This is a genomic window from Pseudomonas sp. ZS1P83 (genome assembly GCF_054897825.1).
The window spans coordinates 887,931-913,388 of the sequence record NZ_CM142706.1 but is presented as its reverse complement, the minus strand read 5'-3'; the positions used below and the strand labels follow the sequence as shown (position 1 = coordinate 913,388).

The 25,458-nt window shown below is 59.0% G+C and carries 22 protein-coding genes and 2 pseudogenes; 16 read left to right on the top strand and 8 right to left on the bottom strand.

From position 1 onward, the window contains the following. Nucleotides 1-24: 24 nt before the first annotated feature. From ACYZT0_RS04415 to ACYZT0_RS04400, 4 genes are all read left to right on the top strand, one after another. Nucleotides 25-438 carry a translation initiation factor 2 gene (locus ACYZT0_RS04415; RefSeq protein WP_462044789.1) on the top strand — a complete coding sequence of 138 codons (414 nt, stop codon included), beginning with the start codon at nucleotides 25-27 and terminating at the stop codon, nucleotides 436-438. Between the two features lie 7 nt (nucleotides 439-445). Next, nucleotides 446-1,123, top strand: coding sequence for a response regulator transcription factor (locus ACYZT0_RS04410; RefSeq protein ID WP_282380720.1), 678 nt, complete (start codon nucleotides 446-448; stop codon nucleotides 1,121-1,123). Between the two features lie 125 nt (nucleotides 1,124-1,248). Next, a complete protein-coding gene (locus tag ACYZT0_RS04405; RefSeq protein WP_462044788.1) occupies nucleotides 1,249-1,707 on the top strand; it encodes a Spy/CpxP family protein refolding chaperone in 459 nt (152 codons plus the stop codon). A 67-nt stretch (nucleotides 1,708-1,774) separates the two neighbouring features. Further along, on the top strand, nucleotides 1,775-3,115 hold the full coding sequence (locus ACYZT0_RS04400) for a sensor histidine kinase (protein ID WP_462044787.1): 1,341 nt from the start codon (nucleotides 1,775-1,777) through the stop codon (nucleotides 3,113-3,115). A gap of 109 nt (nucleotides 3,116-3,224) precedes the next feature. Here the strand turns inward: ACYZT0_RS04400 and ACYZT0_RS04395 are convergent, their stop codons facing one another. Continuing rightward, nucleotides 3,225-3,791: an NAD(P)H nitroreductase gene (locus ACYZT0_RS04395; RefSeq protein WP_462044786.1), complete on the bottom strand. Its 567-nt coding sequence runs from the start codon at nucleotides 3,789-3,791 to the stop codon at nucleotides 3,225-3,227. A 386-nt stretch (nucleotides 3,792-4,177) separates the two neighbouring features. Between ACYZT0_RS04395 and ACYZT0_RS04390 the strand changes: the two genes are divergently transcribed. Beyond that, on the top strand, nucleotides 4,178-5,632 hold the full coding sequence (locus ACYZT0_RS04390; RefSeq protein ID WP_462044785.1) for a TrkH family potassium uptake protein: 1,455 nt from the start codon (nucleotides 4,178-4,180) through the stop codon (nucleotides 5,630-5,632). Here the strand turns inward: ACYZT0_RS04390 and ACYZT0_RS04385 are convergent. Then, entirely contained in the window at nucleotides 5,589-6,650 is a 1,062-nt protein-coding gene (locus tag ACYZT0_RS04385; RefSeq protein ID WP_462044784.1) for an AraC family transcriptional regulator, read from the bottom strand. The genes ACYZT0_RS04390 and ACYZT0_RS04385 overlap by 44 nt on opposite strands. 160 nt (nucleotides 6,651-6,810) lie before the next feature. On the opposite strand from ACYZT0_RS04385, the gene ACYZT0_RS04380 reads away from it, so the two are divergent. Beyond that, nucleotides 6,811-7,122, top strand: a complete 312-nt coding sequence (locus tag ACYZT0_RS04380; RefSeq protein WP_462044783.1) for an Mpo1-like protein — start codon at nucleotides 6,811-6,813, stop codon at nucleotides 7,120-7,122. A gap of 43 nt (nucleotides 7,123-7,165) precedes the next feature. Further along, a complete protein-coding gene (locus ACYZT0_RS04375) occupies nucleotides 7,166-7,756 on the top strand; it encodes an HD domain-containing protein (RefSeq protein WP_462044782.1) in 591 nt (196 codons plus the stop codon). Between the two features lie 66 nt (nucleotides 7,757-7,822). Here ACYZT0_RS04375 and ACYZT0_RS04370 read toward each other — a convergent pair whose 3' ends face one another. Then, complete coding sequence (locus ACYZT0_RS04370; protein WP_462044781.1) at nucleotides 7,823-8,638, bottom strand: UDP-2,3-diacylglucosamine diphosphatase; 816 nt, start codon at nucleotides 8,636-8,638, stop codon at nucleotides 7,823-7,825. A 146-nt stretch (nucleotides 8,639-8,784) separates the two neighbouring features. Here ACYZT0_RS04370 and ACYZT0_RS04365 point away from each other — a divergent pair. Both ACYZT0_RS04365 and ACYZT0_RS04360 read left to right on the top strand, forming a co-directional pair. Further along, nucleotides 8,785-8,907, top strand: a pseudogene (locus tag ACYZT0_RS04365) (AraC family transcriptional regulator); the annotation flags it as partial. A gap of 95 nt (nucleotides 8,908-9,002) precedes the next feature. Further along, the gene (locus tag ACYZT0_RS04360) at nucleotides 9,003-9,896 is read left to right on the top strand and encodes a DMT family transporter (protein WP_462044780.1); all 894 of its coding nucleotides are present in this window, start codon (nucleotides 9,003-9,005) and stop codon (nucleotides 9,894-9,896) included. Here the strand turns inward: ACYZT0_RS04360 and ACYZT0_RS04355 are convergent. The 4 genes from ACYZT0_RS04355 to recQ all read right to left on the bottom strand — a co-directional run bounded on the left by ACYZT0_RS04355 (nucleotide 9,890) and on the right by recQ (nucleotide 14,809). After that, on the bottom strand, nucleotides 9,890-10,177 hold the full coding sequence (locus ACYZT0_RS04355) for an Rdx family protein (RefSeq protein ID WP_033055915.1): 288 nt from the start codon (nucleotides 10,175-10,177) through the stop codon (nucleotides 9,890-9,892). The two genes, ACYZT0_RS04360 and ACYZT0_RS04355, sit on opposite strands and share 7 nt — an antisense overlap. 32 nt (nucleotides 10,178-10,209) lie before the next feature. Then, nucleotides 10,210-12,000, bottom strand: coding sequence for a FimV/HubP family polar landmark protein (locus tag ACYZT0_RS04350; protein ID WP_462044779.1), 1,791 nt, complete (start codon nucleotides 11,998-12,000; stop codon nucleotides 10,210-10,212). 128 nt (nucleotides 12,001-12,128) lie between these two features. After that, nucleotides 12,129-12,563, bottom strand: a complete 435-nt coding sequence (locus tag ACYZT0_RS04345; protein WP_462044778.1) for a MarR family transcriptional regulator — start codon at nucleotides 12,561-12,563, stop codon at nucleotides 12,129-12,131. A 119-nt stretch (nucleotides 12,564-12,682) separates the two neighbouring features. Beyond that, the gene (recQ, locus tag ACYZT0_RS04340) at nucleotides 12,683-14,809 is read right to left on the bottom strand and encodes a DNA helicase RecQ (protein ID WP_462044777.1); all 2,127 of its coding nucleotides are present in this window, start codon (nucleotides 14,807-14,809) and stop codon (nucleotides 12,683-12,685) included. Nucleotides 14,810-15,083: 274 nt separating this feature from the next. Here recQ and ACYZT0_RS04335 point away from each other — a divergent pair, with 274 nt between their 5' ends. The 5 genes from ACYZT0_RS04335 (at nucleotide 15,084) to ACYZT0_RS04315 (ending at nucleotide 21,716) form a co-directional block, all read left to right on the top strand. Then, complete coding sequence (locus ACYZT0_RS04335; RefSeq protein WP_030130067.1) at nucleotides 15,084-15,671, top strand: UPF0149 family protein; 588 nt, start codon at nucleotides 15,084-15,086, stop codon at nucleotides 15,669-15,671. A gap of 10 nt (nucleotides 15,672-15,681) precedes the next feature. After that, nucleotides 15,682-16,077 carry a YbaN family protein gene (locus tag ACYZT0_RS04330; RefSeq protein ID WP_462044776.1) on the top strand — a complete coding sequence of 132 codons (396 nt, stop codon included), beginning with the start codon at nucleotides 15,682-15,684 and terminating at the stop codon, nucleotides 16,075-16,077. Between the two features lie 93 nt (nucleotides 16,078-16,170). Then, on the top strand, nucleotides 16,171-16,878 hold the full coding sequence (lapG, locus tag ACYZT0_RS04325) for a cysteine protease LapG (RefSeq protein WP_462044775.1): 708 nt from the start codon (nucleotides 16,171-16,173) through the stop codon (nucleotides 16,876-16,878). A gap of 22 nt (nucleotides 16,879-16,900) precedes the next feature. Then, complete coding sequence (gene lapD / locus ACYZT0_RS04320; RefSeq protein ID WP_462044774.1) at nucleotides 16,901-18,841, top strand: cyclic di-GMP receptor LapD; 1,941 nt, start codon at nucleotides 16,901-16,903, stop codon at nucleotides 18,839-18,841. Nucleotides 18,842-18,971: 130 nt separating this feature from the next. After that, nucleotides 18,972-21,716, top strand: coding sequence for a hypothetical protein (locus ACYZT0_RS04315; RefSeq protein ID WP_462044773.1), 2,745 nt, complete (start codon nucleotides 18,972-18,974; stop codon nucleotides 21,714-21,716). A 508-nt stretch (nucleotides 21,717-22,224) separates the two neighbouring features. Here ACYZT0_RS04315 and ACYZT0_RS04310 read toward each other — a convergent pair. Further along, entirely contained in the window at nucleotides 22,225-22,713 is a 489-nt protein-coding gene (locus tag ACYZT0_RS04310; RefSeq protein ID WP_462044772.1) for a type I secretion C-terminal target domain-containing protein, read from the bottom strand. Here ACYZT0_RS04310 and ACYZT0_RS04305 point away from each other — a divergent pair. Continuing rightward, a pseudogene (locus ACYZT0_RS04305) lies at nucleotides 22,714-23,056 on the top strand (EAL domain-containing protein); the annotation flags it as partial. 124 nt (nucleotides 23,057-23,180) lie between these two features. Next, on the top strand, nucleotides 23,181-25,457 hold the full coding sequence (locus tag ACYZT0_RS04300; RefSeq protein WP_462044771.1) for a carbohydrate binding domain-containing protein: 2,277 nt from the start codon (nucleotides 23,181-23,183) through the stop codon (nucleotides 25,455-25,457). Nucleotide 25,458: the final 1 nt, after the last annotated feature.

The window sequence follows — 25,458 nt, the reverse complement described above, 5'->3', positions numbered from 1 at the left end:
ACTCGATTGGAATCAGGAGTCGCGATGCGCAAGGGTCCGTTGTGTCTGATGTTGGTGACGTTGTCGATCGTGGCCCCCGCCCACGGTGAAGAAAGCGCCGAAGGCGGTAATTCCACGCCATTGTCCTTGAGCGCCGGCAGCCAGATCACCGTGTTGCAGCAACGCTTGAAGGCAAGCGAGCAGCAACGAGAAGAACTGAGCAAACAACTGCAGAATGTCGATGGCGAACGCGAAAGCGTTCAGCTGAGCCGGTTGCGCCAGGACAACCAGCGTCTGAAGCTGCAACTCAAGGAAGCCCAGGCCAGCAGCCCGCTGCCGCGCTTGCTGACTGATCAGCAGCAGTGGTTCGTCATCGGGGCCGGAGTAGCGCTATTGGCGCTGCTCTGCGGTATCTTCGCCAGTGGTGCCACTAGAAAACGTAGGCAATGGCTAAATTGAGTGAGTCATGAGCGAGCTGTTATTAATTGATGATGACCAGGAGCTATGTGAGCTCCTGAGCAGTTGGCTGAGCCAGGAAGGCTTTCAGGTCCGTGCCTGCCACGATGGTCAGAGCGCACGCCGTGCGCTGGCCGAAACCTCCCCGGCTGCCGTCGTGCTGGACGTGATGCTGCCGGACGGCAGCGGCCTGGAGTTGCTCAAGCAATTGCGCAACGACCACCCGGACTTGCCGGTGCTGATGCTCTCGGCCCGCGGCGAGCCACTGGACCGCATCCTCGGCCTGGAACTCGGCGCCGACGATTACCTGGCCAAACCGTGCGACCCACGGGAACTGACAGCCCGCCTGCGCGCCGTATTGCGCCGCAGTCATCCGACGGCGGTGTCCAGCCAGATGGAACTGGGCGACCTGTGTTTCAGCCCGGTGCGTGGAGTCGTCAGCATCGATGAACAGGAATTTACCCTCACCGTTTCCGAAAGCCGTTTGCTCGAAGCCCTGCTCAAGCAACCCGGCGAACCGCTGGACAAACAGGAACTGGCGCAAATCGCCCTCGGCCGCAAGCTGACGCTGTACGACCGCAGCCTGGACATGCACGTCAGCAACCTGCGCAAAAAGATCGGCCCGCACCCCGACGGGCGCCCACGCATCGTGGCCCTGCGCAGCCGTGGCTATTATTACAGCCTGTAAGTTTTGTCAGGTCGGCAAGAAATCGTCTTTACCCAAGCTTTACGCTCCGCTGACCGCCGCTGACCTTGATCTCCGTAATCTGCACACATCCGGAACGTACCGGGAACGAGACAAGGAGATTCACCATGCGCAAGACTCTTATCGCTCTGATGTTCGCTGCCGCCCTGCCGACCGTTGCCATGGCCATGCCTGAAGGTGCCGGCCCGATGGGTGACCCGATGGATGGCTCACGCCATGGCGGTCAGATGCACGGCATGCACGGCATGCACGGCAAAGGCCCGTACAGCCAGCTGGACCTGAGCCGCGAACAGCGCGAGCAGATCCGCAAGATCATGGGCGAGCAGATGCATGAGCGTAAGCAAGTGGTCGACAAGTACCTGGAAAAACTTTCGCCAGCCGACCAGAAAGCCATGAAAGATGAAATGGCGGCCAACCACAAGAAAGCTGAAGCCGACGTGCGTGCCCTGCTGAAACCGGATCAACAGAAGCAATTCGACGAGATCCAGAAGAAAAAGGCCGAGCGTCGCGCCGAATGGGCCGAGTTCAAGGCCTGGAAAGCGCAACAACCGCAAAAAGCGCAATAATGTTTTAGCGACACTCTCCAGCCCAACGGTTCATCGCCGTTGGGCTTTCTTTGTTTGAGGATTTTCTGTGCGCTCATTGTTCTGGCGTATTTTGGCCAGCTTCTGGCTGGCCATCGCTCTGGTTGCAGGGCTTTCCATTCTGCTCGGGCACATGCTCAACCAGGACGCGTGGATTCTCAGTCGCCACCCGGGCCTCAGCACCCTGGCCGAACAGTGGACGCAAACCTACGAGTCGCAGGGTGAAGAAGCGGCCCAGGACATTCTGGAACAGCGCAAACGCCAGTATCACATCGACGTTCAAGTGCTCAACGAGAGCGGTGATCCGGTCGTTCGCGGCACCTTCCCACGTCGTGCGGCGGCCTTCGAAGCGCGGCAGAACAACGACGACCGTCGCCTGCCATGGCGTCGCTTGACCGCTGAGTACACCAGCGCAAAAACCGGCGACACCTACCTGCTGATCTACCGCATTCCGCACCCGGAACTGGATGCGTGGCACCGCGAAAGCCTGCTGTGGCCGTTGAGTGCGCTAGGTATCGCGCTGGTGGTGCTGACCTTGTTCAGCCTGTTCGTGACGCTGTCCATTACTCGCCCACTCAACCGCTTGCGCGGCGCGGTGCATGACCTCGGACAAACCACCTACCAACAAAACAGCCTGGTAAAACTGGCCAACCGGCGCGATGAGTTCGGCGTGCTGGCCAACGACTTCAACCGCATGGGCGCGCGCCTGCAAAGTTTGATCGGCAGTCAGCGGCAGCTGCTACGGGATGTGTCCCACGAATTGCGCTCCCCCCTCGCCCGGCTGCGCATTGCGCTGGCACTGGCCGAGCGGGCCAACACTGAAGAACGGGAAAAGCTCTGGCCGCGCCTTACCCGTGAGTGCGACAGACTGGAAGCGTTGATCAGCGAAATCCTGGTACTGGCACGGGTCGATGCCGACAACGCCAGCGCCGAAGAGGTTGATCTCAATGCACTTCTCAACACCCTGCAAAAGGATGCTCAATTGGGTTCGCCCGAGCAGAACGTGCGCCTTGAGGCCGAGCCGCAGCTGAATCTCAAAGGCTGGCCGACGATGATCGAGCGCGCCGTGGACAACTTGCTGCGCAATGCTCAGCGGTTCAACCCGGAGGGTCAATCAATTGAAATGCAGGCGGTGCATCAGGGTGAGCGGATTGTGGTCAGCGTGCGTGACCATGGACCGGGTGTAGAGGCTGCACATTTGAGCCAGTTGGGGGAGCCCTTCTATCGGGCGCCGGGGCAGACGGCGGCTGGGCATGGTTTGGGGTTGGCGATTGCGCGGCGCGCGGCGGAACGGCATGGCGGTAGCCTGGTGCTGGCGAATCATCCGCAAGGTGGGTTCATCGCCAGCCTTGAATTACCGTTGGTGCCGGGCGCTGTCGTCCAACCCTGACCCCCTGTGGGAGCGAGCCTGCTCGCGAATGCGGTTTAACATTCAATAGATATGTCGACTGACGCGACGCTTTCGCGAGCAGGCTCGCTCCCACAGTTGATCAGTGGCGTCAGGCCTTTCCGGGCCAGACGCTGACGAATTCAGTGAGGTCTACCTTCTCCGCCACCCGCGGTTCCTTCTGCGGCGTACCCAGATAAAGAAACGCAATCACCTCTTCCCCTTCCGCAAGCCCCAACCCTTTGGCCACATGCGCCGAATACGCCAGCTCACCCGTGCGCCACACCGCGCCAATACCCTGCGCATAAGCCGCCAGCAAAATCCCGTGAGCCGCGCAACCCGCCGCCAGCAGTTGTTCGGACTTCGGATATTTGACGTGATCCTGCAACCGCGCGATCACCACAACCACCAGCGGCGCACGCAGCGGGCCGTTACGCGCCTTGTCCAGCGCGGCCTCGGCCACCTCGCTGTCTTGCAGCTTCGCCGCTTCGGCCAGCAACTCGCCCATTTGCTCACGCGCCGCGCCTTCGACGGTCAGGAAGCGCCAAGGCTGCAAGTGACCATGGTCTGGCGCTCGCATCGCGGCGGCAAACAGCACTTCGCGTTGTTCTGCGCTCGGTGCTGGTTCCAGCAGTCGTGGAACGGAAACACGGTTGAGCAAAGCGTCGAGAGCCTGCATCGGGCACCTCCTGAAAAAAATGTGAAGCTATTCTAGGGCCTGCCATCAATTATTGCCTGCGCCGCGTTGTCGCCTGGAAGCGGGTCAGGCAAGACGCAGTCCGCCGGTAATGGTCGTTCCCTTGCCAAGGACTGCAACGCAGCCTGGCCCGCTTCCAGGCACAACCCGAAGGGCCGGGCCTGCTGTTGTGCAGGGCTGCGTTGCTCGGAGCTTATTTGGAATGACCAAACTACGCTCCTCGCGCCTTGCCCTGCACAACAGCAGACCCGGCGCGGCACAGGCAATAATTGATGGCAGGCCCTGCAACCACCTCGGGAGTGCCGGTTTACATAGCAGGTCCCGCAGGTAGAATGGCGCCCTTCCCTATTTCAGCCCGAGCGGACTTCATGGCGTTGCCGACCTTACGGACTATTGGTTTCATCATCGGCATCTTCCTGATCACGCTGGCCATCGCCATGGTCGTGCCCATGGCCACACTGGTAATTTTCGACCGCACCAGCGACCTGCCGTCGTTCCTCTGGGCGAGCATGATTACCTTTGTTGCCGGTCTCGCGCTGGTCATCCCCGGTCGCCCCGAACACATACACCTGCGTCCGCGAGACATGTACCTGCTGACCGTCAGCAGTTGGGTGGTGGTGTGCATCTTCGCTGCGCTGCCGTTCCTGCTGACCCAGCGCATCAGCTACACCGACTCGTTCTTCGAAAGCATGTCCGGCATCACCGCCACCGGGTCAACGGTGCTCACGGGCCTGGACACCATGTCCCCCGGCATCCTGATGTGGCGCTCGTTGCTGCACTGGATCGGCGGCATCGGCTTTATCGGCATGGCGGTAGCGATTCTGCCACTGCTGCGCATCGGTGGCATGCGGCTGTTTCAGACCGAATCGTCGGACCGTTCCGAAAAAGTCATGCCCCGTTCGCACATGGTGGCGCGTTTGATCGTTGCGGCCTACGTCGGCATCACCATTTTCGGCAGCCTGGCGCTCTGGTGGGCCGGGATGAGCCCGTTCGATGCGATCAACCACGCAATGTCGGCGATTTCCACCGGCGGTTTCTCAACGTCCGACCAGTCTCTGGCCAAGTGGACGCAGCCGGCGGTGCATTGGGTGGCGATCGTCATCATGATCCTCGGCAGCCTGCCGTTCACCCTGTATGTAGCGACCTTGCGCGGTAACCGCAGGGCCCTTATCAAGGATCAGCAGGTTCAGGGTTTGCTTGGCATGTTGCTGGTGACCTGGCTGGTGCTCGGCACCTGGTATTGGTGGACCACCCAGCTGCATTGGCTGGAAGCCCTGCGGCATGTGGCGCTGAACGTGACGTCGGTGGTCACGACCACAGGATTTGCGCTGGGGGACTACAGCATCTGGGGCAATTTCTCGCTGATGCTGTTCTTCTATCTGGGTTTTGTCGGCGGCTGTTCGGGCTCGACCGCTGGCGGGATCAAGATTTTCCGCTTCCAGGTCGCCTACATTCTGCTCAAGGCCAACCTTAACCAATTGATTCACCCGCGCGCGGTGATCAAACAGAAGTACAACGGTCACCGCCTCGACGAGGAGATCGTGCGTTCGATTCTGACGTTTTCATTCTTCTTCGCCATCACCATCTGTGTGATCGCGCTGCTGTTGTCGCTGCTCGGCGTGGACTGGATGACCGCCCTTACCGGCGCGGCCAGCACGGTGTCCGGCGTCGGTCCCGGGCTGGGCGAGACCATTGGCCCTGCGGGCAACTTCGCCACCCTGCCGGACGCCGCCAAGTGGATTCTCTCGTTCGGCATGCTGCTGGGCCGACTCGAGATCATTACGGTGTTTGTTCTGTGTATTCCGGCGTTCTGGCGTCACTGACAGGAGCAGGCGCTTCCATCAGCCGCATCCGGTACTCGCCGGGGGTGGCATCGAACCAGCGGCGGAAAGCACGGAAGAAGTTGCTCGGATCAGCGAACCCCAGCAAGTAGGCAATTTCCAGCAGGGTCATGGTCGGCTGCGCCAGGTATTGCTCTGCCAGTTCACGCCGGGTGTCGTCGAGCAACGTCTGAAAACTCGTGCCTTCTTCCTGCAAGCGTCGCTGCAAGGTGCGTTGCGACAGGTGCAGAGTCTGCGCCACGGTATCGCGTTTGGGTTCGCCCTGGGGCAGCAAACGACACAGCACTTGTCGCGCCTTGTGGGTCACGCGACTCTCGGAAAACCGCGCCAGGTATTCACCGGCGAACCGGTCATGCAACAGCGCCATCGCCTCATTGGCGGTCGGCAGCGGTGCCTCCATGTCAGCACGCTCGAAAATCAAGGCGTCATAAGGCGCGTTGAACACCAAAGGTGCATGAAAGGCTTGTTTATAGGGTTCGAGATCGACGGGCTGATCGCCCTGCACCAGCACCTTGCGCGGTTGCAGAGTGCGCCCGGTCAACCAGCCGCACAGCGCCAGGGCACAGGCCAGTGACGCTTCGGCGCTTTGCCGGGTCGGTGGCAGATGGTCGCCATGAACCGTCAGAATCAGCGCATAACCCTCCTCCAATAACCGGAAGCTCAGGTCGGCACTTTCCGCAATAATCCGCTGATAGCGCACCAGGCGTTGAAAGCCTTCGGCCAGGGTCTGGCTGGACATCAGAGCGTAGCCTGCCACATGAAAGGAAGCCGGCCGCACTACCTTGCCCATGTTCAGGCCAATCGCCGGGTTGCCGGACAGCTCAACCGCGCGCTGCCACAATCGTGTCATGGAATCTTGCGGGAAGCGCGCATCCGGATCATCCAGTGCCGCGTAGTCGAGCCCCAGCTGCTTGAACAGAACCCGGCAATCCAGGCCGTCCATCTCCAGTGCTTTGACAATCCCCATCGCCCAGCTTGCAGAAGTCGTTCGTTCGCTCATGTCGTCCACTTACATGATGAGCCGCATGCTACGGCCAATTTCCGAAGGATACTAAAGTGGCGCCTATTGTCACTGGCTGATGCCAATGATCACTCTAGACTCAAATAAGCTACCCGCCGAACAACTTGCAGTCAGAACAATAACCACAGAGATCGCAGTCGTGGAAAACATCAAACGTTTCAACAGCTTCGCTGAGTTCTACCCGTATTACCTCAGCGAACACAGCAACAGTACCTGCCGACGATTGCACTTTATCGGCACGACGCTGGTTGTTTTCATTCTGGCCCTGACCATCGGCAAAGGCGCCTGGCTGCTGCTGTTGGCGTTACCGCTGGCGGGTTACAGCTTCGCCTGGGCGGGACATTTCTTCTTCGAGAAGAATCGTCCTGCGACCTTTCAACATCCGTTTTACAGCCTGCTCGGCGATTTCGTCATGTACCGAGACATGATTCTGGGTCGCGTGCCGTTCTAGGCGCAGCCGCTATTTAGAGAGATAAGCAAAGAGAGATCAGCCGATGAATGCCAACGCACGTTTCACCCACATGCAGGACGGCACGCAAGAAGACTGGGCGATTATCGCCGCAGACTTCAGTGCCTACGCGCGACAATTGCCGACACGGATTGTGACGCACCTGAAATTACTGGAGGGTGATTTTGGCGGTTTCCCGGTGGATCGTCTGACCCATTCCCTGCAAACCGCCAGCCGTGCCTGGCGTGATGGCCGCGATGAAGAATACGTGGTCTGCGCGCTGCTTCACGACATTGGCGACACCCTGGGTTCCTACAACCACCCGGACATCGCCGCAGCGATTCTCAAGCCGTTCGTCAGCGCCGATAATCTGTGGATGGTCGAGCAACACGGGATTTTCCAGGGATACTACTTCTTCCATCATTTGGGCATGGACCGGCATCTGCGCGAGCAATTCAGCAGCCATCCGCAGTACCAGGCGACCATTGAGTTCTGTGCCAAATATGACGCAGCGGCGTTTGATCCCGCGTATGACACGCTGCCGCTGAGTTTCTTTGAGCCGATGATGGAACGATTGTTTGCGCAGCCGAAGAACTCCATCTACAAGGCCGCGATGGAAGAACACGCGCCAGCTTAAGGTCAAAAGATCGTCCGAACGCGGCCCGAACCTTCGGCCGCGTTCGGACGATCTTTTGATTTTGCGTTATGCAGGCTCTGCGACTTTCAATGCTTTCAACTCGGCCTCACGCGCCTGGGCATCCGCCAATCGATACAATTCGATCGACCCGTCCCAATGTTCGATCAGCGCTGTGCACGACTCCACCCAATCTCCACAATTAAGGTAATCCACCCCGCCGACCTTGCGAATCTCGGCATGGTGAATGTGCCCGCACACCACGCCGTGCAACTCGCGTTTGACGCATTCGTGAGCGATAGCTTCTTCGAAATCGCTGATGAAGCTGACAGCGGTTTTGACCTTGTGCTTGAGGTAGGCAGACAACGACCAGTAACCGTAGCCATAACGGGCGCGCCAATGGTTGAGCCAGCGGTTGAGGGTCAGGGTGAATTCGTAGGCCGAGTCGCCGAGAAAGGCCAGCCAGCGGTGATATCGCGTGATCACGTCGAACTGGTCGCCATGAATGACCAGCAGATGGCGGCCATCGGCGGTCACGTGCACGGCTTCATCCACCAATTGAATATTGCCCAGAATCAGCTTCGAATAGCGGCGCAGGAATTCGTCATGGTTGCCGGTGACGTAAATCACCTCGGTGCCGCGCTTGCTCATGGTCAGCAAGCGGCGGATCACATTCGTGTGCGCCTGAGGCCAGTACATGCCGCCGCGCAGCTTCCAGCCGTCGATGATGTCGCCGACCAGGTAAATCTTGTCCGCGTGGTAGCCCTTGAGAAACTTCGACAAGTGTTCGGCCTGGCAATCCCGGGTGCCCAGATGCACGTCGGAAATCCACAAGGTCCGCACACGTTGCTTACGACTGGGTTTGGCGAGCTCGGCGCTGGTCATGGGCAACCCTCTGCAAAAGTTTTTGCAACTTTGCGCCGGTGTGGTTAATTGCCCATGACAGTGGCGAGTCAGTCCTGTGACAGCGCCCCACGATTGCCCTCGGTGTAGACTGGCAGCCAAGCCCTGGAGACCTGCGATAAGACCGACTTGGCGAGGTTGCCAGTCGGATCGGTTACAGTTCGCAGAGTGCCTTTGCGGCGGCGGTGTTGCGGGAGTTCGGTGTCTCACCCGGCAAATTGCGGCGCGAGGTTGGCGACAAAAGGCAATAGTTTACCGACAGACACAACTGGGGTTATCACGGTTCAATGCAGGAGCTGCCGAAGGTTGCTCCTACATCTTTGTTCGCTTGTTGTTAAGGATTGCAATGACTCCCCGTACCGCCCTTGGCGCCCTGCATATCGGCGCACTGATGTTCGGCTTGACCGGTGTGTTCGGCAAACTCGCTGCTGCCTCCCCCGCCATTATCGTTTTTGGTCGTGCCGCGTTCGCGGTGCTGGCGTTAGCCGTTTTTGCGCGGTTCGCCAGCAATACTCGCTGGCAAAAACTCGAGGCTGTGGACTGGCGCCGACTGTTGCTCAGCGGTTTGCTGCTGGCCGGGCACTGGGTGAGTTTTTTCATTGCGGTGAAGGTCGCAGGCGTGGCAATCGCGACCCTGGGTTTCGCCAGCTTCCCGGCGTTTACCGTGATCCTTGAAGGGTTGATCTTCCGCGAGCGAATTCGCGCCAACGAAATCCTGCTGGTGGTGCTGGTCAGTATCGGGCTGGTGCTGGTCACCCCTGATTTCGACCTGGCCAGCGGCGCCACAATGGGTCTGCTGTGGGCGGTGGGCTCAGGTTTGCTGTTCTCTCTGCTATCGCTGACCAACCGCGCCAGCTCCGGGCGAATCCCGGCGGTGCAGGCTGCGCTGTGTCAGAACGTGGTGGTCGCGTTGTGCCTGCTGCCGGTGGCGGCACCGCAGTTGAGCGAAGTGAGCGCCATCGACTGGCTGTGGATCGGTTTGCTCGGGGTGTTCTGCACCGGCGTCGCTCACAGTCTGTTTGTCGCCAGCCTGGCAGTGATCAAGGCGCGGACCGCGGCAGTGGTTTTCGCCTTGGAGCCGGTTTACGGCATCACCGTGGCCTGGCTGTTGTTTGATGAAAACCCGACACTGCGCATGCTGATCGGTGGTGCGTTGATCCTCGTGGCGATCGTGGTCTCCAGCCGACTCTCGGGCGGCTCAAGCAAGAAAACCGTTGCGGTAGAAGCCGCGTCTCACTGAGTGCGGTCGTTGTGCCCCAGGTCGCGGTCCGGATCAATTTGATCGCGGACCCGTTGCTTCAGCACTTTGGCCTCCGGGAAACCGCCATCAGCCTTGCGCTCCCAGATCTGCACATCGTCACAGAAAATATGAAACACCCCACCGGTGCCGGGCACCAGCGACACTTTGCCGAGGTCGTCACCAAAGGTGCTGAGCAGTTCCTGGGCTAGCCAGGCAGCACGCAACAGCCACTGGCATTGCGTGCAATAAGTGATGATGATTTCCGGTTTGCGTGCAGTCATGATCGGCGAAGGTCCTGAGCCAGAGGTCGCCGCTATGATAGCCCGACGAGCAGGTTCCGGGCTGTCTGCTTAAGCGGCTCGCTGCCATCCTTGAGCAACTCGTTGAGCAGTTCGATGGCACTGTCCAGATCGCCGTCATCGATGCAGGTCTGGGCTTGTTCCAGTTTGCCGGCGCTGTTCGGTTCGGCCGGTTCCAGGTTCAGCGGCTCCAGCTCCAGCGACTGGCCGCAATCGCTGAACTCGTTGAGAAAGGTGTCATCCAGAGACTGCGAGTCAGGCTCGGCGACCCATTCAAGTTCGGGCTCGTCCAGCGTCGAGTCGTCAGGCATTTCAAATACCTCAGGCAAGACGTGCAGGTTCGAGATGAACGGCGGCTCGACCGGCGCGGATTCGTTCGATGGCTTCGCGGCGGACGGCGAGTGTTCAAAAGGACTGATCAGGTCCCAACTCGAATCCATCGACAGGTCATCCAGGTTCAACTGGAACTCATCGTTGGGCACTGTTTGAGGTATTGAAGGCTTGGGGGAAGTGATTGTCGCTGCGACGGCCAACGGTACCGCACTGTTCAGTTTCGGGTGTTGGGCGCGAATATTCTGAAGTTTTTGCAGGTCGTATCCGGCGTCACGCAGGTTGTTTTCCTGTGCTTCGTAGGCGGGTACGTCACCCTGTTTACCTAAGACTTCCAACAACTGCACGGCCAGATCCGTGCGTTGTGGCTCCTTGATCAGCGCCTCCCGCAACAAACCGGCCGCTTCGGAAAAACGGCCATAGGCCAGATAGATACCCACGCCTTCGAGCACATCGCCTGCGGGCGTCTCTTGATCCGATTCGGTTGCTGGTTGCAACTCGGGAGATTGGGCGACCGGTTCTGCAGCGCGACTGAGCACCGGCTCATGCCGTGATGGCAAAACAGGTAAAGCATCGGGCAATGCCTGAACCTGTTGTCGTTGGCGCCGAACGAACAGCCCCAGCAAAACCAAAGCCACCAGCGCCAGCAACCCGAAAATCAGCAACCAATGAGTGGCCTCAGGCTCTTCAACAATGGCCGGCGCTGGGGCCACGACGGCGGGTGCAACCGGCTCCACCGACGCTTGTTTGATTTCCGCCAATTGGGTTTGCAGTTCAGTCACCTGTTTTTTCTGACCGGCGACCTGCTCCTCCTGAGTCTGAAGCTTCGCATTCAACGCATCGATGGTTGCTTGCAGCTGCTGGTTTTGCAGCACGCTGGCGGCCAGTTGTTCGGCAACCGGATCACTCACAGGCCTGGCAGCAGGTTGATCGACGCGAGGGACTGGCGGCTTTTTGCCCTTCGCCGCAGGTGGCTGCGAAACGGCCGGCTCAACCGTCGGGAATCCAGAGGACTGAACGTCGGTAACCGGTTCGTCAGTGACGGGAACAATCCCCGGTGAACCCGGCGGATCGATCAGCACCGTGTACTCGCGCAGCACGCGCCCGTTGGGCTGATTGAGTTGCACGAGGAAATTCAGGAAGGGTTCATTGACTGGCTTGTTGGAGCTCACCCGGATCAGGCTGCGGTTGCCGCGCAAGATCGGTGTGAATTTCAGATTGTTCAGGAAGAACACCCGATCGACGCCGGCGCGGCTGAACTCTTCAGGCGTCGCCAGACTGACGGAGAGCTCGCCCTCCTCCAGACCTGCGGCATCCACCAGGGCGATGTCGGCGCGCAACGGCTGATTCAGCGCCGAATGCAGGGTGATATCACCCAGGCCCAACGCGGGCGCCAATGCCGAGTAAGTGACAGCTCCACCGACCAGAAGCAGCCTGGCGCAACACCGCAAAACCACGTGCCAACTCTCGTGCATGAGCATCCCTTAGATAACCATAACCATCTTGTACGCGTTCGCACATCCGCTACGAACACGAGATTGCCAAGTAGTTCTTTATAGTCTGCCGAACGGGGTATCTCAAAAGTCTGGCGCGCGGTTATGCCTCAAGATTTTTCCAGGTTGGCCAGAATATGCCCGTGGACACGCATGCAGATCTTCAAGTCCGCCTCATCGACGCCTTCGAACAATTCGTGGCGCAGTTGGGTGGCAATGGTTTCAATTTGTTCGATCAAGGGAAGGGCCGGCGCACAGAGAACGATTTTTTTCGCCCGGCGGTCCTCCAGCACCGATTGACGTTGCACCAGTCCCTGGCTTTCGAGACTGTCGAGCAGTCGGGCCAGGGTCGGCCCCTCAACACCGACGCTTTGCGCCAGTTCACGTTGGGTCGGGGCATCGACGAAACGCGCCAGGTGCAGCAGCACCAGCCAGCGTGCCTGGGAAAGACCCAGGCCAGCCAGACGGCGGTCCAGTTCGGCACGCCAGCCGCGCGACATCTGGGCCAGTTGCATGCCAAAGCGGTGTTGGTCGGTTAACGGCATAAAACACTCATGATTAGACTGAAATAGAGAAATACTAATTATTAGTCAGCTAAGCATGACCCTTGGCTCGAGGCAAGGCTTGCTCCGTACTGAATCGTTACATCTATGTGGCAGATCACTTAAACCTCGAATTCGGATTGCAGCGCCGCCCGCACACAGTACAACACCCCTTCCGGCACGCGACCGGCGAACAGTGCGGCAATCTCCGACACGGGCGGCAATTCGCCCTCGCCGTCGAGGAACGCGTCCTGGACTTCGCCCATCAACTCTTCGGGCAGATCCAGCGCTTGCTCCAGCGACAACTGTTGCTTGCCAATCGCTTCGGCGAGCAGGGCGTAGACATTCTTTTCCGAGCATTGCAGCTGCCCAGCGATCTGCAGCGGCGTCATGCCTGCACGAGCCAGGGTGATCAGTTCGTGGCGCAGGTCGGCCACCACTTTCGGCGCCTCGACCTGCCCACCGAGGACTTCAAGGAAGGCCTCGCCATAACGCTCCAGTTTGCGCGCGCCAACACCACTGACCGTGGCCATTTCCGACAGCGAGGTCGGCTGGCTGCGAAGCATTTCCAGCAGCGTCGAATCGGGAAAGATGACGTACGGCGGCACGCCATGCTCTTCGGCGAGCTTGCGACGCAGGGCGCGCAAGGCTTCCCACTGTTCGCGTTCTTCGCCGCGAACCAGTTGGCTCGCCTGGCTCTTGCTGCTTTTGGCAGTGGTTTGCGGCTTGAGGTCGCGACGCAGTTCCAGGGTCACTTCGCCCTTGAGCAACGGCCGGCACGTGTCACTCAAGCGCAGGCCGCCGTAGCCTTCGAGGTCAATGTCGGCCAGACCACGGGCAACAAGCTGACGGAACAAGGAGCGCCACTCGCTCTCCCCCATCGCCTTGCCAACACCAAACACCGACAAATGCTGATGACCAAAACTGCGGACCTTTTCGTTGTCCTTGCCCAGCAAGACGTCCACCAGATGCCCGACGCCGTAGCGCTGGCCGGTGCGGAAGATCGCCGAGAGCGCCTGACGGGCCGGCTCGGTGGCGTCCCAGGTCTGCACGCCATCGACGCAGTTGTCGCAATGGCCACACGGCTCGGGCATGTCTTCATCGAAGTAGGCCAGCAGCGTCTGGCGACGGCAGCGGGTTTCTTCGCAGAGCGAGAGCATGGCGTCGAGCTTGTGCTGCTCCAGTCGCTTGTGGCGCTCGTCGCCTTCGGAGTTCTGCAACATCTGCTTGAGCATCACCACGTCTTGCAGTCCGTAAGCCATCCAGGCGTCTGCCGGCAGGCCGTCACGTCCGCCGCGACCGGTTTCCTGATAGTAAGCCTCAAGGGATTTTGGCAAGTCGAGGTGAGCGACAAAGCGCACGTTGGGCTTGTCGATGCCCATGCCGAACGCCACGGTGGCGACCATGATCAGGCCTTCCTCGTTGAGGAAGCGCTTCTGGTGGTGAGCCCGGGTATCGTTGGGCAGACCGGCGTGGTACGGCAGCGCCGGGAAGCCTTGTTCGCTGAGGAACACCGCCACTTCGTCGACTTTCTTGCGCGACAGGCAATAGACGATACCGGCATCGCTGCGCCGCTCGGCGAGGAACGCCAGCAATTGCTTGCGCGGCTGCTCTTTGGGCACGATGCGATAGAAGATGTTGGGGCGGTCGAAACTCGACAGGAAACGCTCCGCATCCTGAAGATGAAGGCGGTCGACGATTTCTTCCCGGGTGCGCTTGTCGGCGGTCGCGGTCAGGGCGATACGCGGAACGTTGGGGAACAATTCCGCCAACTGGCCCAGTTGCAGGTATTCGCGGCGGAAGTCGTGGCCCCATTGGGACACGCAGTGGGCTTCGTCGATGGCGAACAGGGAGATTTCAAGGCTTTGCAGGAAAGCCAGCATCCGTGGCTGAACCAGACGCTCGGGCGCGAGATAAAGCATTTTCACTTCACCGCGCTTGATCCGTGCCGCCAAATCGCGCTGCTGCTCGGCGCTGAGCGTGGAATTCAATGCAGCGGCAGCGACGCCCAGCTCCTCGAGGGTCGCGACCTGGTCGTCCATCAGTGCGATCAGCGGCGACACCACCACCGCCAGGCCTTCGCGCAACAGCGCCGGCACCTGGAAGCACAAGGACTTGCCGCCACCGGTAGGCATCAGCACCAGGGCGTCGCCGCCACTGGCCACGCGCTCAATGATTGCACCCTGACGGCCACGGAAACTGTCGTAGCCGAAGATGTCCTTGAGGACGCGTTGAGCCTGTTCGAGCATAGAAACTCCAAAAATCACAAAAACATCCCTGCAAGGCTGGTTCAGAACCACGAAGGCTGCACCGACAAATCGTAAGTGCGCATTGCATGACGCTTCACATTTCAGCCGCGACGCCGGCAGGGCATCACAAAACGCGCGAGTATACCCGACCCCTGTCCGGCAAAGGGCGCCGCTGATAAGAGGCTTGTGGGCGCAAATATGCCGCGCGGCTGGCCTGAGTGCTCAAGAAGGCCTAGAATTCCCGCATCTGTTTAATTCCCAAGGTAGCCCTTTAATGTCCTTCGCTGAGCAACTAACCCGCCTGCAAGTCTTCCTCGACGCCGACGAACTGCATGACGAGGCGCTGGACTACGTGGCCGCCCACGGCTACCTCACTGCGCTGTCGATCTGTTCCGAAAGCGTTCCCGACCGTGAATGGATCGACGCCCTCTTCGCCGAAGAGCCGCATTACGCCGACGACACCGAGCGTGAAGCGATTGAATCCACCCTGTTGGCCCTCAAGGCTCACATCGCACGCCAACTGGCGTCCGATGAAGAGTTCGAGCTGCCATGCGACCTGGACCTGGGCGAGGAGCCGGACGATTCCGACCTGCGCGGCTGGTGCATCGGTTTCATGGAAGGCGTGTTCCTGCGCGAAGCCGCCTGGTTCGAAACCGCCGAAGACGAAGTCAGCGAAATGCTGCTGCCGATCATGGTCGGTTCGGGTCTGTTCGACGAACAGCCTGAGTTCGAAGACATCGCCAAAGACGCCAACCTGATGGACGACATGATCGTGCAGATCCCGGAAGCCCTGACCGCGCTGTACCTGCTGTGCCAGGCGCCAGACGAAAAACCGGCGATCCTCAAGCCTCGTCACCACTAAGGTTTTGCCTATGGACAAACCCATAGGCAACCGCTCCCTGATGTTGCGTTACGTGCTGCTGGCCATCGGCTGGCTGAGCGTAGCGCTGGGGGTGATCGGGATTTTCCTGCCGGTGTTGCCCACCACGCCCTTCCTGCTGCTGGCGGCCGCCTGCTTCGCCCGCAGCTCTCCGCGCTTCTATCATTGGCTGGTTGAGCATCCACGGCTTGGGCCGTGGGTTCGCGATTACCTGAGCGGCAACGGCATCCCGCTCAAAGGCAAGGTCTACGCCATCGGGCTGATGTGGGCGAGCATCCTGTTCTCCTGCTACCTGGTGCCCCTGCCTTGGGCGCGGGGATTCATGCTCACCAGCGCCGTTCTGGTGAGCGTCTACATCCTCAAACAGAAAACCCTGCAAAAGCCCTGAAAGCACCCCGATCCTTGTACCATCCCGACGATCAACCCTACCTTTCAAAAAACACCGCCTAGACTTCACGCATCTGCACCCGAGTGGCCAGGCATGTCCGGCAGTCCGCGTAGTCCAGGATGGTCAACGCTCCGACTTCGGCTCGGTGGATGGCTGTTGCTGATCACTTTTCTATTGGCCGGGCTGGGCAGTGTCTGGGCCAACTGGGATTTTGCGCAGATTCTGCAAACCGCAGAAAAACGCTACGGCACCCTCGGCCCGGAACGGGGACGGATCGAGGCCTGGAGTCAGATGCTGCAAAGCGAAGTCAACGCCCCCGAGCGCGAGCAACTGAACGCGGTCAATCGTTTCTTCAATCAGCAACTGAGCTTTCTGGACGACACCCGCATCTGGCGTCAGACCGATTACTGGGCCACGCCCGTCGAATCCCTGATCAAGGGTGCCGCTGACTGTGAAGACTACGCACTGGCGAAATATTTCAGCCTGCGCCACCTCGGGATTCCCAGCGAGAAACTGCGCATCACCTACGTCAAAGCCCTGACCCAGAACCAGGCGCACATGGTGCTGACTTTCTACAACAGCCCCACGGCCGATCCGCTGGTGCTGGACAACTTGATCGGCGAAATCCGCCCCGCCTCCCAACGCAAAGACCTGCTGCCGGTGTACGCCTTCAACGCCGAAGGCTTGTACTTGCCGGGAGCCAATGGCAGTAAACGCAGCAGCGACTCGAAAAATCTGTCGCGCTGGCAGGACGTATTGAAAAAGATGCAGGCCGAAGGGTTCGCCGTGGGTGACGGCTAGCCACCATAGCAAGGAGCGTTTTATGTCATTGCGCAAACAGTTGTTTCTCGCCATTTGCCTGTTCCTGTTGGTGGCCTTCAGTGGCAGTTTTTTTGTCAGCCTGGAAAGCTCTCGCGACCAGATGCTCGGCCAGTTGCGCTCCCACGCCCAGGATGCCGCCACGGCGTTGGGTTTGTCGTTGACGGCGCAGATCGATGACCCGGCGATGATCGAGTTGATGGTCAGCTCGATTTTCGACAGTGGCTATTTCAGCAGCATCCGAGTCATCAATATCGAGAATGAACAGGTGCTGGTGGAGCGCAGCGTATCGGCGAAAATCAAGGGCGTTCCCACCTGGTTTGTCAGTTTGGTCAACCTGCACCCACCCGGTGGCGAAGCGCTGGTCATGCGTGGCTGGGTGCAGGCCGCACGGGTCGAAGTGCTGAGCAACCCGCAGTTCGCCCTGGCCAAACTCTGGGACAGCACCCTCGGCAGCCTGATCTGGCTGCTGATTTGCGGCCTGCTCAGCGCCGTGTTTGGTGGCTGGTTGCTGCGCCGGCAATTTCGTCCACTCGACAAGATGGTCAAACAGGCCGAAGCCATCAGCAAACGCGAGTTCCTCAGTCTGCCAAAACTGCCGCGCACACCGGAGTTGAGACGCGTGGTACTGGCCATGAACCAGATGGTCGAGAAGCTCCAAGCGCTGTTCGCCGAAGAGGTCGCGCGCAGTGAAATGCTGCGGGCCGAATCCTATCAGGACAGCCTGACAGGCCTGGCCAACCGACGCTTGCTGGATGAACAACTGGACGACCAATTGCTGGTCTCCGAGCAGAGCAGCGACGGCCATTTGCTGATGCTGCGGATCAACGACCTTATCGGTCTCAACCAGCGTCTGGGTGGCCCGCGCACTGACGCCTTGATCAGCACCGTCGGTGAACTGCTCAAGCGTCTGACCCAACTTGCGGAGCGTCGCACCTGGCTGGCGGCGCGCAATCGCGGTGGCGAGTTCAGCCTGCTGACACCGGGCCTCGACGCCAAAGACGCGGCACGCCTGGCCGCCGAAATCAGCGCCACCCTGGAAAACTTGCGCTTGACCGGCGCCAGCGATTGCATGCCGGTGGCGCACTTGGGGATCGTCGCTTTCCAACCTGGTGAACCGGCCAGTGACGTGCTGATGCGACTGGATCAGGCGTTGACCCAAGCCCAGCGACATCCCGAGCGCCCGTGGGTCCACTTGGCCTATTCCAACACCGCGCCGGACCCGTATCAAAACGACTGGCACACCTGGATCGACGACGCCTTGAACCAAGGCAAGATGCAGTTGTATTTCCAACCCGTCGTGCAATGCGCCGACACCAGCCAAGTGTTACATCACAAAGTCCTCGCGCGCCTGCTCGATCCACAGGGCGAGGCGATAGCTGCCGGGCATTTCCTGCCGTGGATCGAACGCCTCGGCTGGTCGGCACGGTTCGACCTGGCGATGCTCGAAGCAACCCTCGACTACCTCGTCATCAACCGTTGGCCTCTGGCATTAAGCCTGTCCGGCAGCTCCCTGCGCGATCCGGCGCAGCTGCGACACATCCTCGACATGCTCGAATCGCTACCCGAACTCGCGCCCCTGCTGATTCTGGAAATCGACGAACGCCAATTGCCCCCTCAGGAAGAACTGCAACGCCTGAGCCATAGCTTGCTCAACACCGGTTACCGCATTGGTTTGCAGCATTTTGGTGGCAGCTTTAGTCAGATCGGCAATCTGACTCAACTGGGGCTGGCTTACTTGAAAATCGACGGTGCGTACATCCGCCACATTGATGAACAGAGTGATAAAAAGCTGTTTATCGAGGCGATTTTTCGGGCGACCAACAGCATTGATTTGCCGTTGATTGCGGAGATGGTGGAGACCAAAGGAGAGTTGGAGGTGATCCGGGAGTTGGGGTTGTTAGGGGTGATGGGACGATTGATTGGGCCGCCGGAGCCGATGTGAGGGGTATGACCGTTCGTCTTAAACCTGTGCGTACCTGTCAGATCTGACAGTAGCCAGTCTTCCCTACCTGGTGTGTGATGAACCCGCGTCCCTAGAGGACACAGGGCTTGTCACCTTCCAGGAGAACATGATGGATATCCAGTCCGCCGTATTGACCGAATTGTTTGTGCTGTATCCCGTGATCATCCCGGGCTGGGTCTCCCCGGTAAAACCTGCCAATATCGCCCACGGCGGCATTCCCAAATCCCTTTACGACGGCCAGGCTCAGGGCCTTGAGTGTCTGGTCGACCCATGGACCGAGCTTCAGCTTCGGTCCTGGACGATGGCGGTCGATGATCGCGTGGATCTGTATGTCAACGACGATCCGACCCCTGTGACGGGCAAGACCGTCAGCAAGGAGGATGAAGGTCTACGCGTGCGTCTGTATGTGCCGCAAGGGTATCTGACACAGGGTGTCAATCGACTGCATTACAAGGTCACCCGTGTCGGCGGGAACGTTGAAAGTTCTCGGGATCTAAAGGTGCTGTACCACCTGCGGCCTGCCGATGGCCTGGATCTGATGATCCCGCCCGATGTGATCAAGGACGGCGTGAACGCTGATCGGGCGGCGCAAGGGGTGGAGTTCGGGTTCACCTACGCCAACCGGCGACCATTCGACCGTATCGAGTTTCTGCTGGGCGATGCGCTGGTCAGGTTCGATGTCCCCGATGGCACGGCGCCAATCACGCACACACTGTTCACGGACACGTTTCAGAATGCAGGGGATAACGCCAGTGCGGTGGCCGAGTTTTTTGTCGTCGACCAATTGGGCAACCGGGTCAAATCTGCGGAGAAGCGGCTGGACATCCACCTCGACCGTTTTACCCTGCCGGCCCCGACCGTCAAGGGCCAGACGGGCAACAACCTCAGCCCGACCCTGCAGGACATCCGCGTGATTGTGCCCCAAGGCTCGCTGCTGCCCACCGACAAGGTGAGCGTGATCTGGCAAGGCGCGATCAGCACGCCGGCGGCCTCCTTCACCAGCCCGCAACGGCTGGTCAGCGCCGGACTGGAGTTTGTCGTGCCACGCTCGGTGCTGGCCTACAGCCTGGGCAAAAGCGTCACGGTCAGCTATGTCATCGAACGCGGCGGGAACACTTCCACCTCATTGCCTCTGGCGCTGAACATCCTGACACTGCCGGCGACGGCGCTGATCCCGCCGAAGATCGTGGAGGCCGGTGCCGATAATGTGATTGACGTGATAGCACTGAGTACAAAAAACGCGACCATCCATGCATTGCTTTATACGTTGATCGAGGCCGACCAACCGTGCTGGCTGAGCCTGGAAGGCAAGAAACCGGACGGCTCGGCGCACAACCTGGCGTTGTGGAACGGTCTGCCGGCCCAGACCAACGCCAATTGGATCAAACAGGGATACTTGCCGGTCGCGCTGGCCAACAGCTACCTGACGCAACTCGGGCATGGCACGTCGCTGACAATCAAGTTCAAGGCATCGCTGGATAAAAGCAATGTCGAGGCCACTGCCGTGGTGTTTCCGGATCGCCGGTACACCGTGAAGACGCTGGTGGAACTCAAGCCCGAAATCACGTCGGTGAAAGACTCCAAAAGTGTTGAGATTCCAAACGCCGGAACCACGGTAGATACCACTGTCACGCTCAGCGGCACTGCCAGCAAGGGTCAACAGGTCACGATTTTTGACGGCACAACGCCCAAGGGCACTGTAACGGCCCACGCCACAACGGGTGTTTGGACCCTTGCGTTAACGGCGCTGTCAGTGGCGGCTCACAGTTTCACGGCCAAGGCGCTGTATGGCAGCGGGCAGGTATCTGCCGCCCGAACCATGACGGTCATTGCACTCGTTGCGCCAGTGATCACCTCGGTGAAAGACTCCAAAAGTGTTGAGATTCCAAACGCCGGAACCACGGTAGATACCACTGTCACGCTCAGCGGTACGGCCAGCAAGGGTCAACAGGTCACGATTTTTGACGGCACCACGCCCAAGGGCACTGTAACGGCCCACGCCACAACGGGTGCTTGGACCCTTGCGTTAACGGCGCTGTCAGTGGCGGCTCACAGTTTCACGGCCAAGGCACTGTATGGCAGCGGGCAGGTATCTGCCGCCCGAACCATGACGGTCATTGCACTCGTTGCGCCAGTGATCACCTCGGTGAAAGACTCCAAAAGTGTTGAGATTCCGAACGCAGGAAGCACGATTGATACCAATGTCACGCTCAGCGGTACCGCCAGCAAGGGTCAAAAGGTCGAGATTTTTGATGGTGCAACTTCCAAGGGCGCTGCAACGGCAGAAGCTATAACGGGACTCTGGACGCGTCAGGTGCCTGGACTGAGCGTCGGCGCCCACAGCTTCACTGCAAAAGCTTTGTATGGCAGCGGGCTGGTTTCAACAGCTAGGACCATCGTCGTTGATCCGTATTATCTCGACGACCACACCCCCTTCACCGGAAGGAATTGGAACGGATGGGCTGCGGTATATGCATCTGACGCTATATACATACACAGCGAAGGTACAAATTACTTCCTGCGAGATAATAACCAGGCCGGATGGACTTTAATCAGAATATTCAAAAACTACCCAAATCGAAACCTTAAGAGCGCCTACGAACTCTCGTTAAAATATAGGTTTTCAAACGCTGATAATGCGTACGTTGGCTACCTAGCAGCCAATTGGTCCTCTTCATCCGGAGGAGTAGAGAATATCCGCTTAACAGAAGATAACCAATGGCACAATGTCACTGTCATTATTCAGCCAGGCACTAACACAAGTTCGCGTTTCTACTTAGAGGTTAGAACCACCACAAATAATTCTGCTGCGTACGTCGATGTTGACGATATACGCCTAAGGAAAATTTCTTAGGCCGATCCAGAAAAGTTGACGAATAAAGGGACGAATATATTTATTCGTCCCTTTTATATGTCCAGTACGTGCATTGATAGAAGATGTTTAATCGACACCTTCAGAGACTCACTTAGGCTACACATCCTTGCACCGCTGCCTACAACTCCGCCAGAATTCGCCGGCTTGTGCGCCTTGGGGGCGGGCTCTATTGTTCCCGGTGACTGTTGAATCAGCGATCGGGTTTAGCAGCTCCGTGAATATCAAGGCACTTCGGTGTCACCATCCGATCAGTCAACGCTTCTTTTCCGGGCCGGGATTTCCAGGATTGGGGCCGCTTCGCAGCCCCGCGGGGGCAAGCTCCCTCGCCACAGGGATCGCGGTTCATCCGAGGAAAGCGGCGTAATCGTTCATCGCGAGTCCCACAGGAGAATGCGGTTAACTGTCGAGCCTGCTCGCAATAGCGATGCCGCAAACAACCAAAAACCCGCCATCCCTTCACAGGAATGGCGGGTTTTGTCGTTTCAGGTCAGACGGTATCCACCTTCGACGAATGATCATTGAGCATGCCGTAGATGATGATCGCCGTATCGCGGCCACCGGCAATCACCCCACCCGCCCCCGGCGATACGCCGTAGTGGCTGGCCAGGTTCACACCCGCCAGGTCGATGGTTTGATTTGGCGCGGCACCGGCCATGGCGCTGACGTCTATGCTGGTGACCAGTGAAGCGCCGCTGCCGGTGACTTTGAAGTGCAGGTAGTCATCCAGCGACGCCGTGGTGCCGTTTTCCCCTTGCAGCAGTTGCGACAGGTCGAGTTTGTCGGTGCCCGGCGTGAATTCGGTGACCACGTCGTGCCCGCTGTTGCCTTTGAGCCACTGGAAGGTGTCGGCGCCGCTGCCGCCGGTGAGGGTGTTGTTGCCCAGACCGCCAATCAGGAAGTCATCGCCGCCCCCGCCGTTGAGCATGTCGTTACCCGCGCCACTGAACAGCAAGTCATTGCCGGCGCCACCGTGCATCTAGCGCAGAGCCTGTCAGGCAGCACCCTGCGCGACGAGACCCCGCTGAAACTGATCTGCGACCTGCTCGAATCGCTGCCCGAACTCGCGTCCCTGCTGATTCTGGAAATCGCCTTACTTGAAAATCGACGGTGCGTACATCCGTCATATCGATGAGCAGAGTGATAAAAAGCTGTTCATCGAGGCGATTTTTCGGGCGGCCAACAGCATTGATTTGCCGTTGATTGCGGAGATGGTGGAGACCAAAGGAGAGTTGGAGGTGATCCGGGAGTTGGGGTTGTTTGGGGTGATGGGGTTGTTTGGGGTGATGGGGCGGTTGATTGGGCCGCCGGAGCCGATGTGAGGGTACTACCGTTCGTCTTAAACCTGTGTGTACCTGTCAGATATGACAGTAGGCAGCCTGTCCTTGCCGGGTGTCTGATACCGCATCAGTCCTCTTCCGCCTCTTTAAAGCAAGGAACCCTCCCATGGCCCGCGATCAAGCCGAAGCGCTCGAAAACACTGTTCTGGTGCTGTATGCACCGAGGCTTCCCGAGGCGACTGAGCCAGTCGTCGGTGCACATGCGGGTGTGCCGTTGCGGATTTATGACCTGACCCCCATGGGTGCCACTGTTGAAGTTGACCCTTACCTCAATCAGCAACCGGGCGATACCGTCACGCTCAATCTGAACGGCCAACCTGGCATAGACAGCAAGCAGACTCAAGCCGTCGACGACGTCGTGACGCTGTACATCCCAAAAAAGTTGCTGCTCGCCGACGTCATCAATCGCCTCACCTACACCGTGACTCGGGGCAGCCAGAACATGGGCACCTCCGAGCCACCGCTGGAGTTGCTGTACAACGCCATCCGGCCTGGCGACCAAGACACTAATCCGGGTGAAGATGGCCACTCCCGATTGGAGTTACTGTTACCTGACACGATCACGAACGGCGTCGGACCGGACTTTCCCGCAGCAGGCGCTCAGGTGTGTGTGTCTTATCCGTATTGCCGGGCAGACGACCTTATTCGTCTGAACTGCAACGGCCATGATGTGTTCCACACGGTCACCGCACTGCAAGCCCCAAAACCTGGTTCGGACGAGCCGGTCACAGTGTGTTTCACCGTCACCCGTGCCGATCTGGAGAGCGCCAAGGACCATCCTCAATTCAAGTTTTCCTACACCGTTACCGACCAGCTCGGAAACGGCCCGGACACCGACTCGCCTTGGTCCGCTACGCAAATCGTGGACGTCGACCTGGCCGGCAACCGCTTGCCTGCACCGATCCTGCGCGAAATCCTGAACGACCCGACGGATGATCCGGGCACCATTGACCTGGAAAAACTCGGCAACAACCCCCTGCTGCTGATCGTCCTGACCAACGACCTCCGCTTCCAGCCGGGCGACACCGTCAATGCGATCTACACCGCAAAAGTCACCGGCCAGCCGGACGTAGTGGTGCCGGCAACGGGTGTTGCCGAAGCTGACGAGTTCGGGCAAAAAAGACCCTGCGTGCTGCAAGTGGCCAACGACAAGGTGATTGCCGGCAGCGTGGTGCAGGCGAAGTATGAGTTGGTCAGGAATGGCGTGGTCATCGCCACGTCTAAAACCACCATCGCTGAGGTGAGCGGCGCGGGCAGTGTTGATTTGTTGCCGCCGTTTCTGGTCAAACCGGCAGTGAGTCCGATTGATGCGTTGGCGTATCCGAACGGGGTGACCGTTCGGGTCGAATATCTGGGAGCCCTGGAGGGCGACAAGGCTCGGTTGGTCGAGGTCAATGCGCCAGCGGGTTCACCACAATTTCCGCTAGTGGCGTTTAACAGCAACAAGCGCACCAACACCGTGCTGACGCAAGCGTTTCTGGCGGCTCGGCAGGGTAAGGAGATTGAGCTGCGTTGGAATCTGAATCGCAATGGCGGGCAGGCCGGGAAGTCTCCCGCTGCACCGTTCAGTGTGTTGAAGGTTGCGGATGAGGATCCGCGTTTCCCGACAGCGGTGATCGCCGGGCGAACCGGGCAGGAGCTGGATGTTACTGAGCTGGTAGCGACCGATGCGCTGACTATCACGCAATGGCCTGGACAGGAGGCGGGGCAAAATGTCTGGTTGCGGTATGAAGGGGTTGATAACAATGGCGTAGCGGTTTTTTACGAAGACCTTAAAGGTGAGCCTAACAACACTGTGCCGGGGCTAATTCGACCTGCGCCGCTTGATTGGTTAAATACAATAAAAAACGGCAGCGAACTGAAGATTCTTTTCAAGGTGGTTTTTGACGGCAGTGCCGACGAAGACATGATGGTGAGCTTTCCGATTCGTCATTACACGGTCAAGACTAGAGTCAAACTTTCAATCACTTGGGATTTCAACGACAACACATTGCAGGGATGGGTGGCTCACGGGCGATATGCAGGCGGTGATTTGAACGTGAGCAGTGGCGTGGCCCACGCCTTCACGAACGGTGGAGGCGATTTTTCTGGGCAGGTCATGACCATAGCCGTAGCAGTAGAGGCAGGGGAAACATATGACTTGGGTTTTTCATTAGCGGCCCGAGGAGCAGGAGCTTATAGCACGAAACTCTACTTAACTATTAATGGCGCGGCTATCGGAGCCACTGTTGACACACAGAATCAAGTTAACGTTTGGAAAAATGGTACAGGCATTTATCAGGCGACAACGTCTGGAACAGTAACTTTAGGCATATGGAATCTGGTTGGCCGCGGCGCCGGTAATGACTTCATGATGGACAATATTTGGATGCGCGAGCGCTAGA

Excerpts from the sequence above, each read along its gene's own strand:
- ACYZT0_RS04415 (WP_462044789.1), top strand. The coding sequence starts at position 25 with ATGCGCAAGGGTCCGTTGTGTCTGATGTTGGTGACGTTGTCGATCGTG.
- ACYZT0_RS04410 (WP_282380720.1), top strand. The coding sequence starts at position 446 with ATGAGCGAGCTGTTATTAATTGATGATGACCAGGAGCTATGTGAGCTC.
- ACYZT0_RS04405 (WP_462044788.1), top strand. The coding sequence starts at position 1,249 with ATGCGCAAGACTCTTATCGCTCTGATGTTCGCTGCCGCCCTGCCGACC.
- ACYZT0_RS04395 (WP_462044786.1), bottom strand. The coding sequence starts at position 3,791 with ATGCAGGCTCTCGACGCTTTGCTCAACCGTGTTTCCGTTCCACGACTG.
- ACYZT0_RS04390 (WP_462044785.1), top strand. The coding sequence starts at position 4,178 with ATGGCGTTGCCGACCTTACGGACTATTGGTTTCATCATCGGCATCTTC.
- ACYZT0_RS04385 (WP_462044784.1), bottom strand. The coding sequence starts at position 6,650 with ATGAGCGAACGAACGACTTCTGCAAGCTGGGCGATGGGGATTGTCAAA.
- ACYZT0_RS04375 (WP_462044782.1), top strand. The coding sequence starts at position 7,166 with ATGAATGCCAACGCACGTTTCACCCACATGCAGGACGGCACGCAAGAA.
- ACYZT0_RS04370 (WP_462044781.1), bottom strand. The coding sequence starts at position 8,638 with ATGACCAGCGCCGAGCTCGCCAAACCCAGTCGTAAGCAACGTGTGCGG.
- ACYZT0_RS04360 (WP_462044780.1), top strand. The coding sequence starts at position 9,003 with ATGACTCCCCGTACCGCCCTTGGCGCCCTGCATATCGGCGCACTGATG.
- ACYZT0_RS04355 (WP_033055915.1), bottom strand. The coding sequence starts at position 10,177 with ATGACTGCACGCAAACCGGAAATCATCATCACTTATTGCACGCAATGC.
- ACYZT0_RS04350 (WP_462044779.1), bottom strand. The coding sequence starts at position 12,000 with ATGCACGAGAGTTGGCACGTGGTTTTGCGGTGTTGCGCCAGGCTGCTT.
- ACYZT0_RS04345 (WP_462044778.1), bottom strand. The coding sequence starts at position 12,563 with ATGCCGTTAACCGACCAACACCGCTTTGGCATGCAACTGGCCCAGATG.
- recQ (WP_462044777.1), bottom strand. The coding sequence starts at position 14,809 with ATGCTCGAACAGGCTCAACGCGTCCTCAAGGACATCTTCGGCTACGAC.
- ACYZT0_RS04335 (WP_030130067.1), top strand. The coding sequence starts at position 15,084 with ATGTCCTTCGCTGAGCAACTAACCCGCCTGCAAGTCTTCCTCGACGCC.
- ACYZT0_RS04330 (WP_462044776.1), top strand. The coding sequence starts at position 15,682 with ATGGACAAACCCATAGGCAACCGCTCCCTGATGTTGCGTTACGTGCTG.
- lapG (WP_462044775.1), top strand. The coding sequence starts at position 16,171 with ATGTCCGGCAGTCCGCGTAGTCCAGGATGGTCAACGCTCCGACTTCGG.
- lapD (WP_462044774.1), top strand. The coding sequence starts at position 16,901 with ATGTCATTGCGCAAACAGTTGTTTCTCGCCATTTGCCTGTTCCTGTTG.
- ACYZT0_RS04315 (WP_462044773.1), top strand. The coding sequence starts at position 18,972 with ATGGATATCCAGTCCGCCGTATTGACCGAATTGTTTGTGCTGTATCCC.
- ACYZT0_RS04310 (WP_462044772.1), bottom strand. The coding sequence starts at position 22,713 with ATGCACGGTGGCGCCGGCAATGACTTGCTGTTCAGTGGCGCGGGTAAC.
- ACYZT0_RS04300 (WP_462044771.1), top strand. The coding sequence starts at position 23,181 with ATGGCCCGCGATCAAGCCGAAGCGCTCGAAAACACTGTTCTGGTGCTG.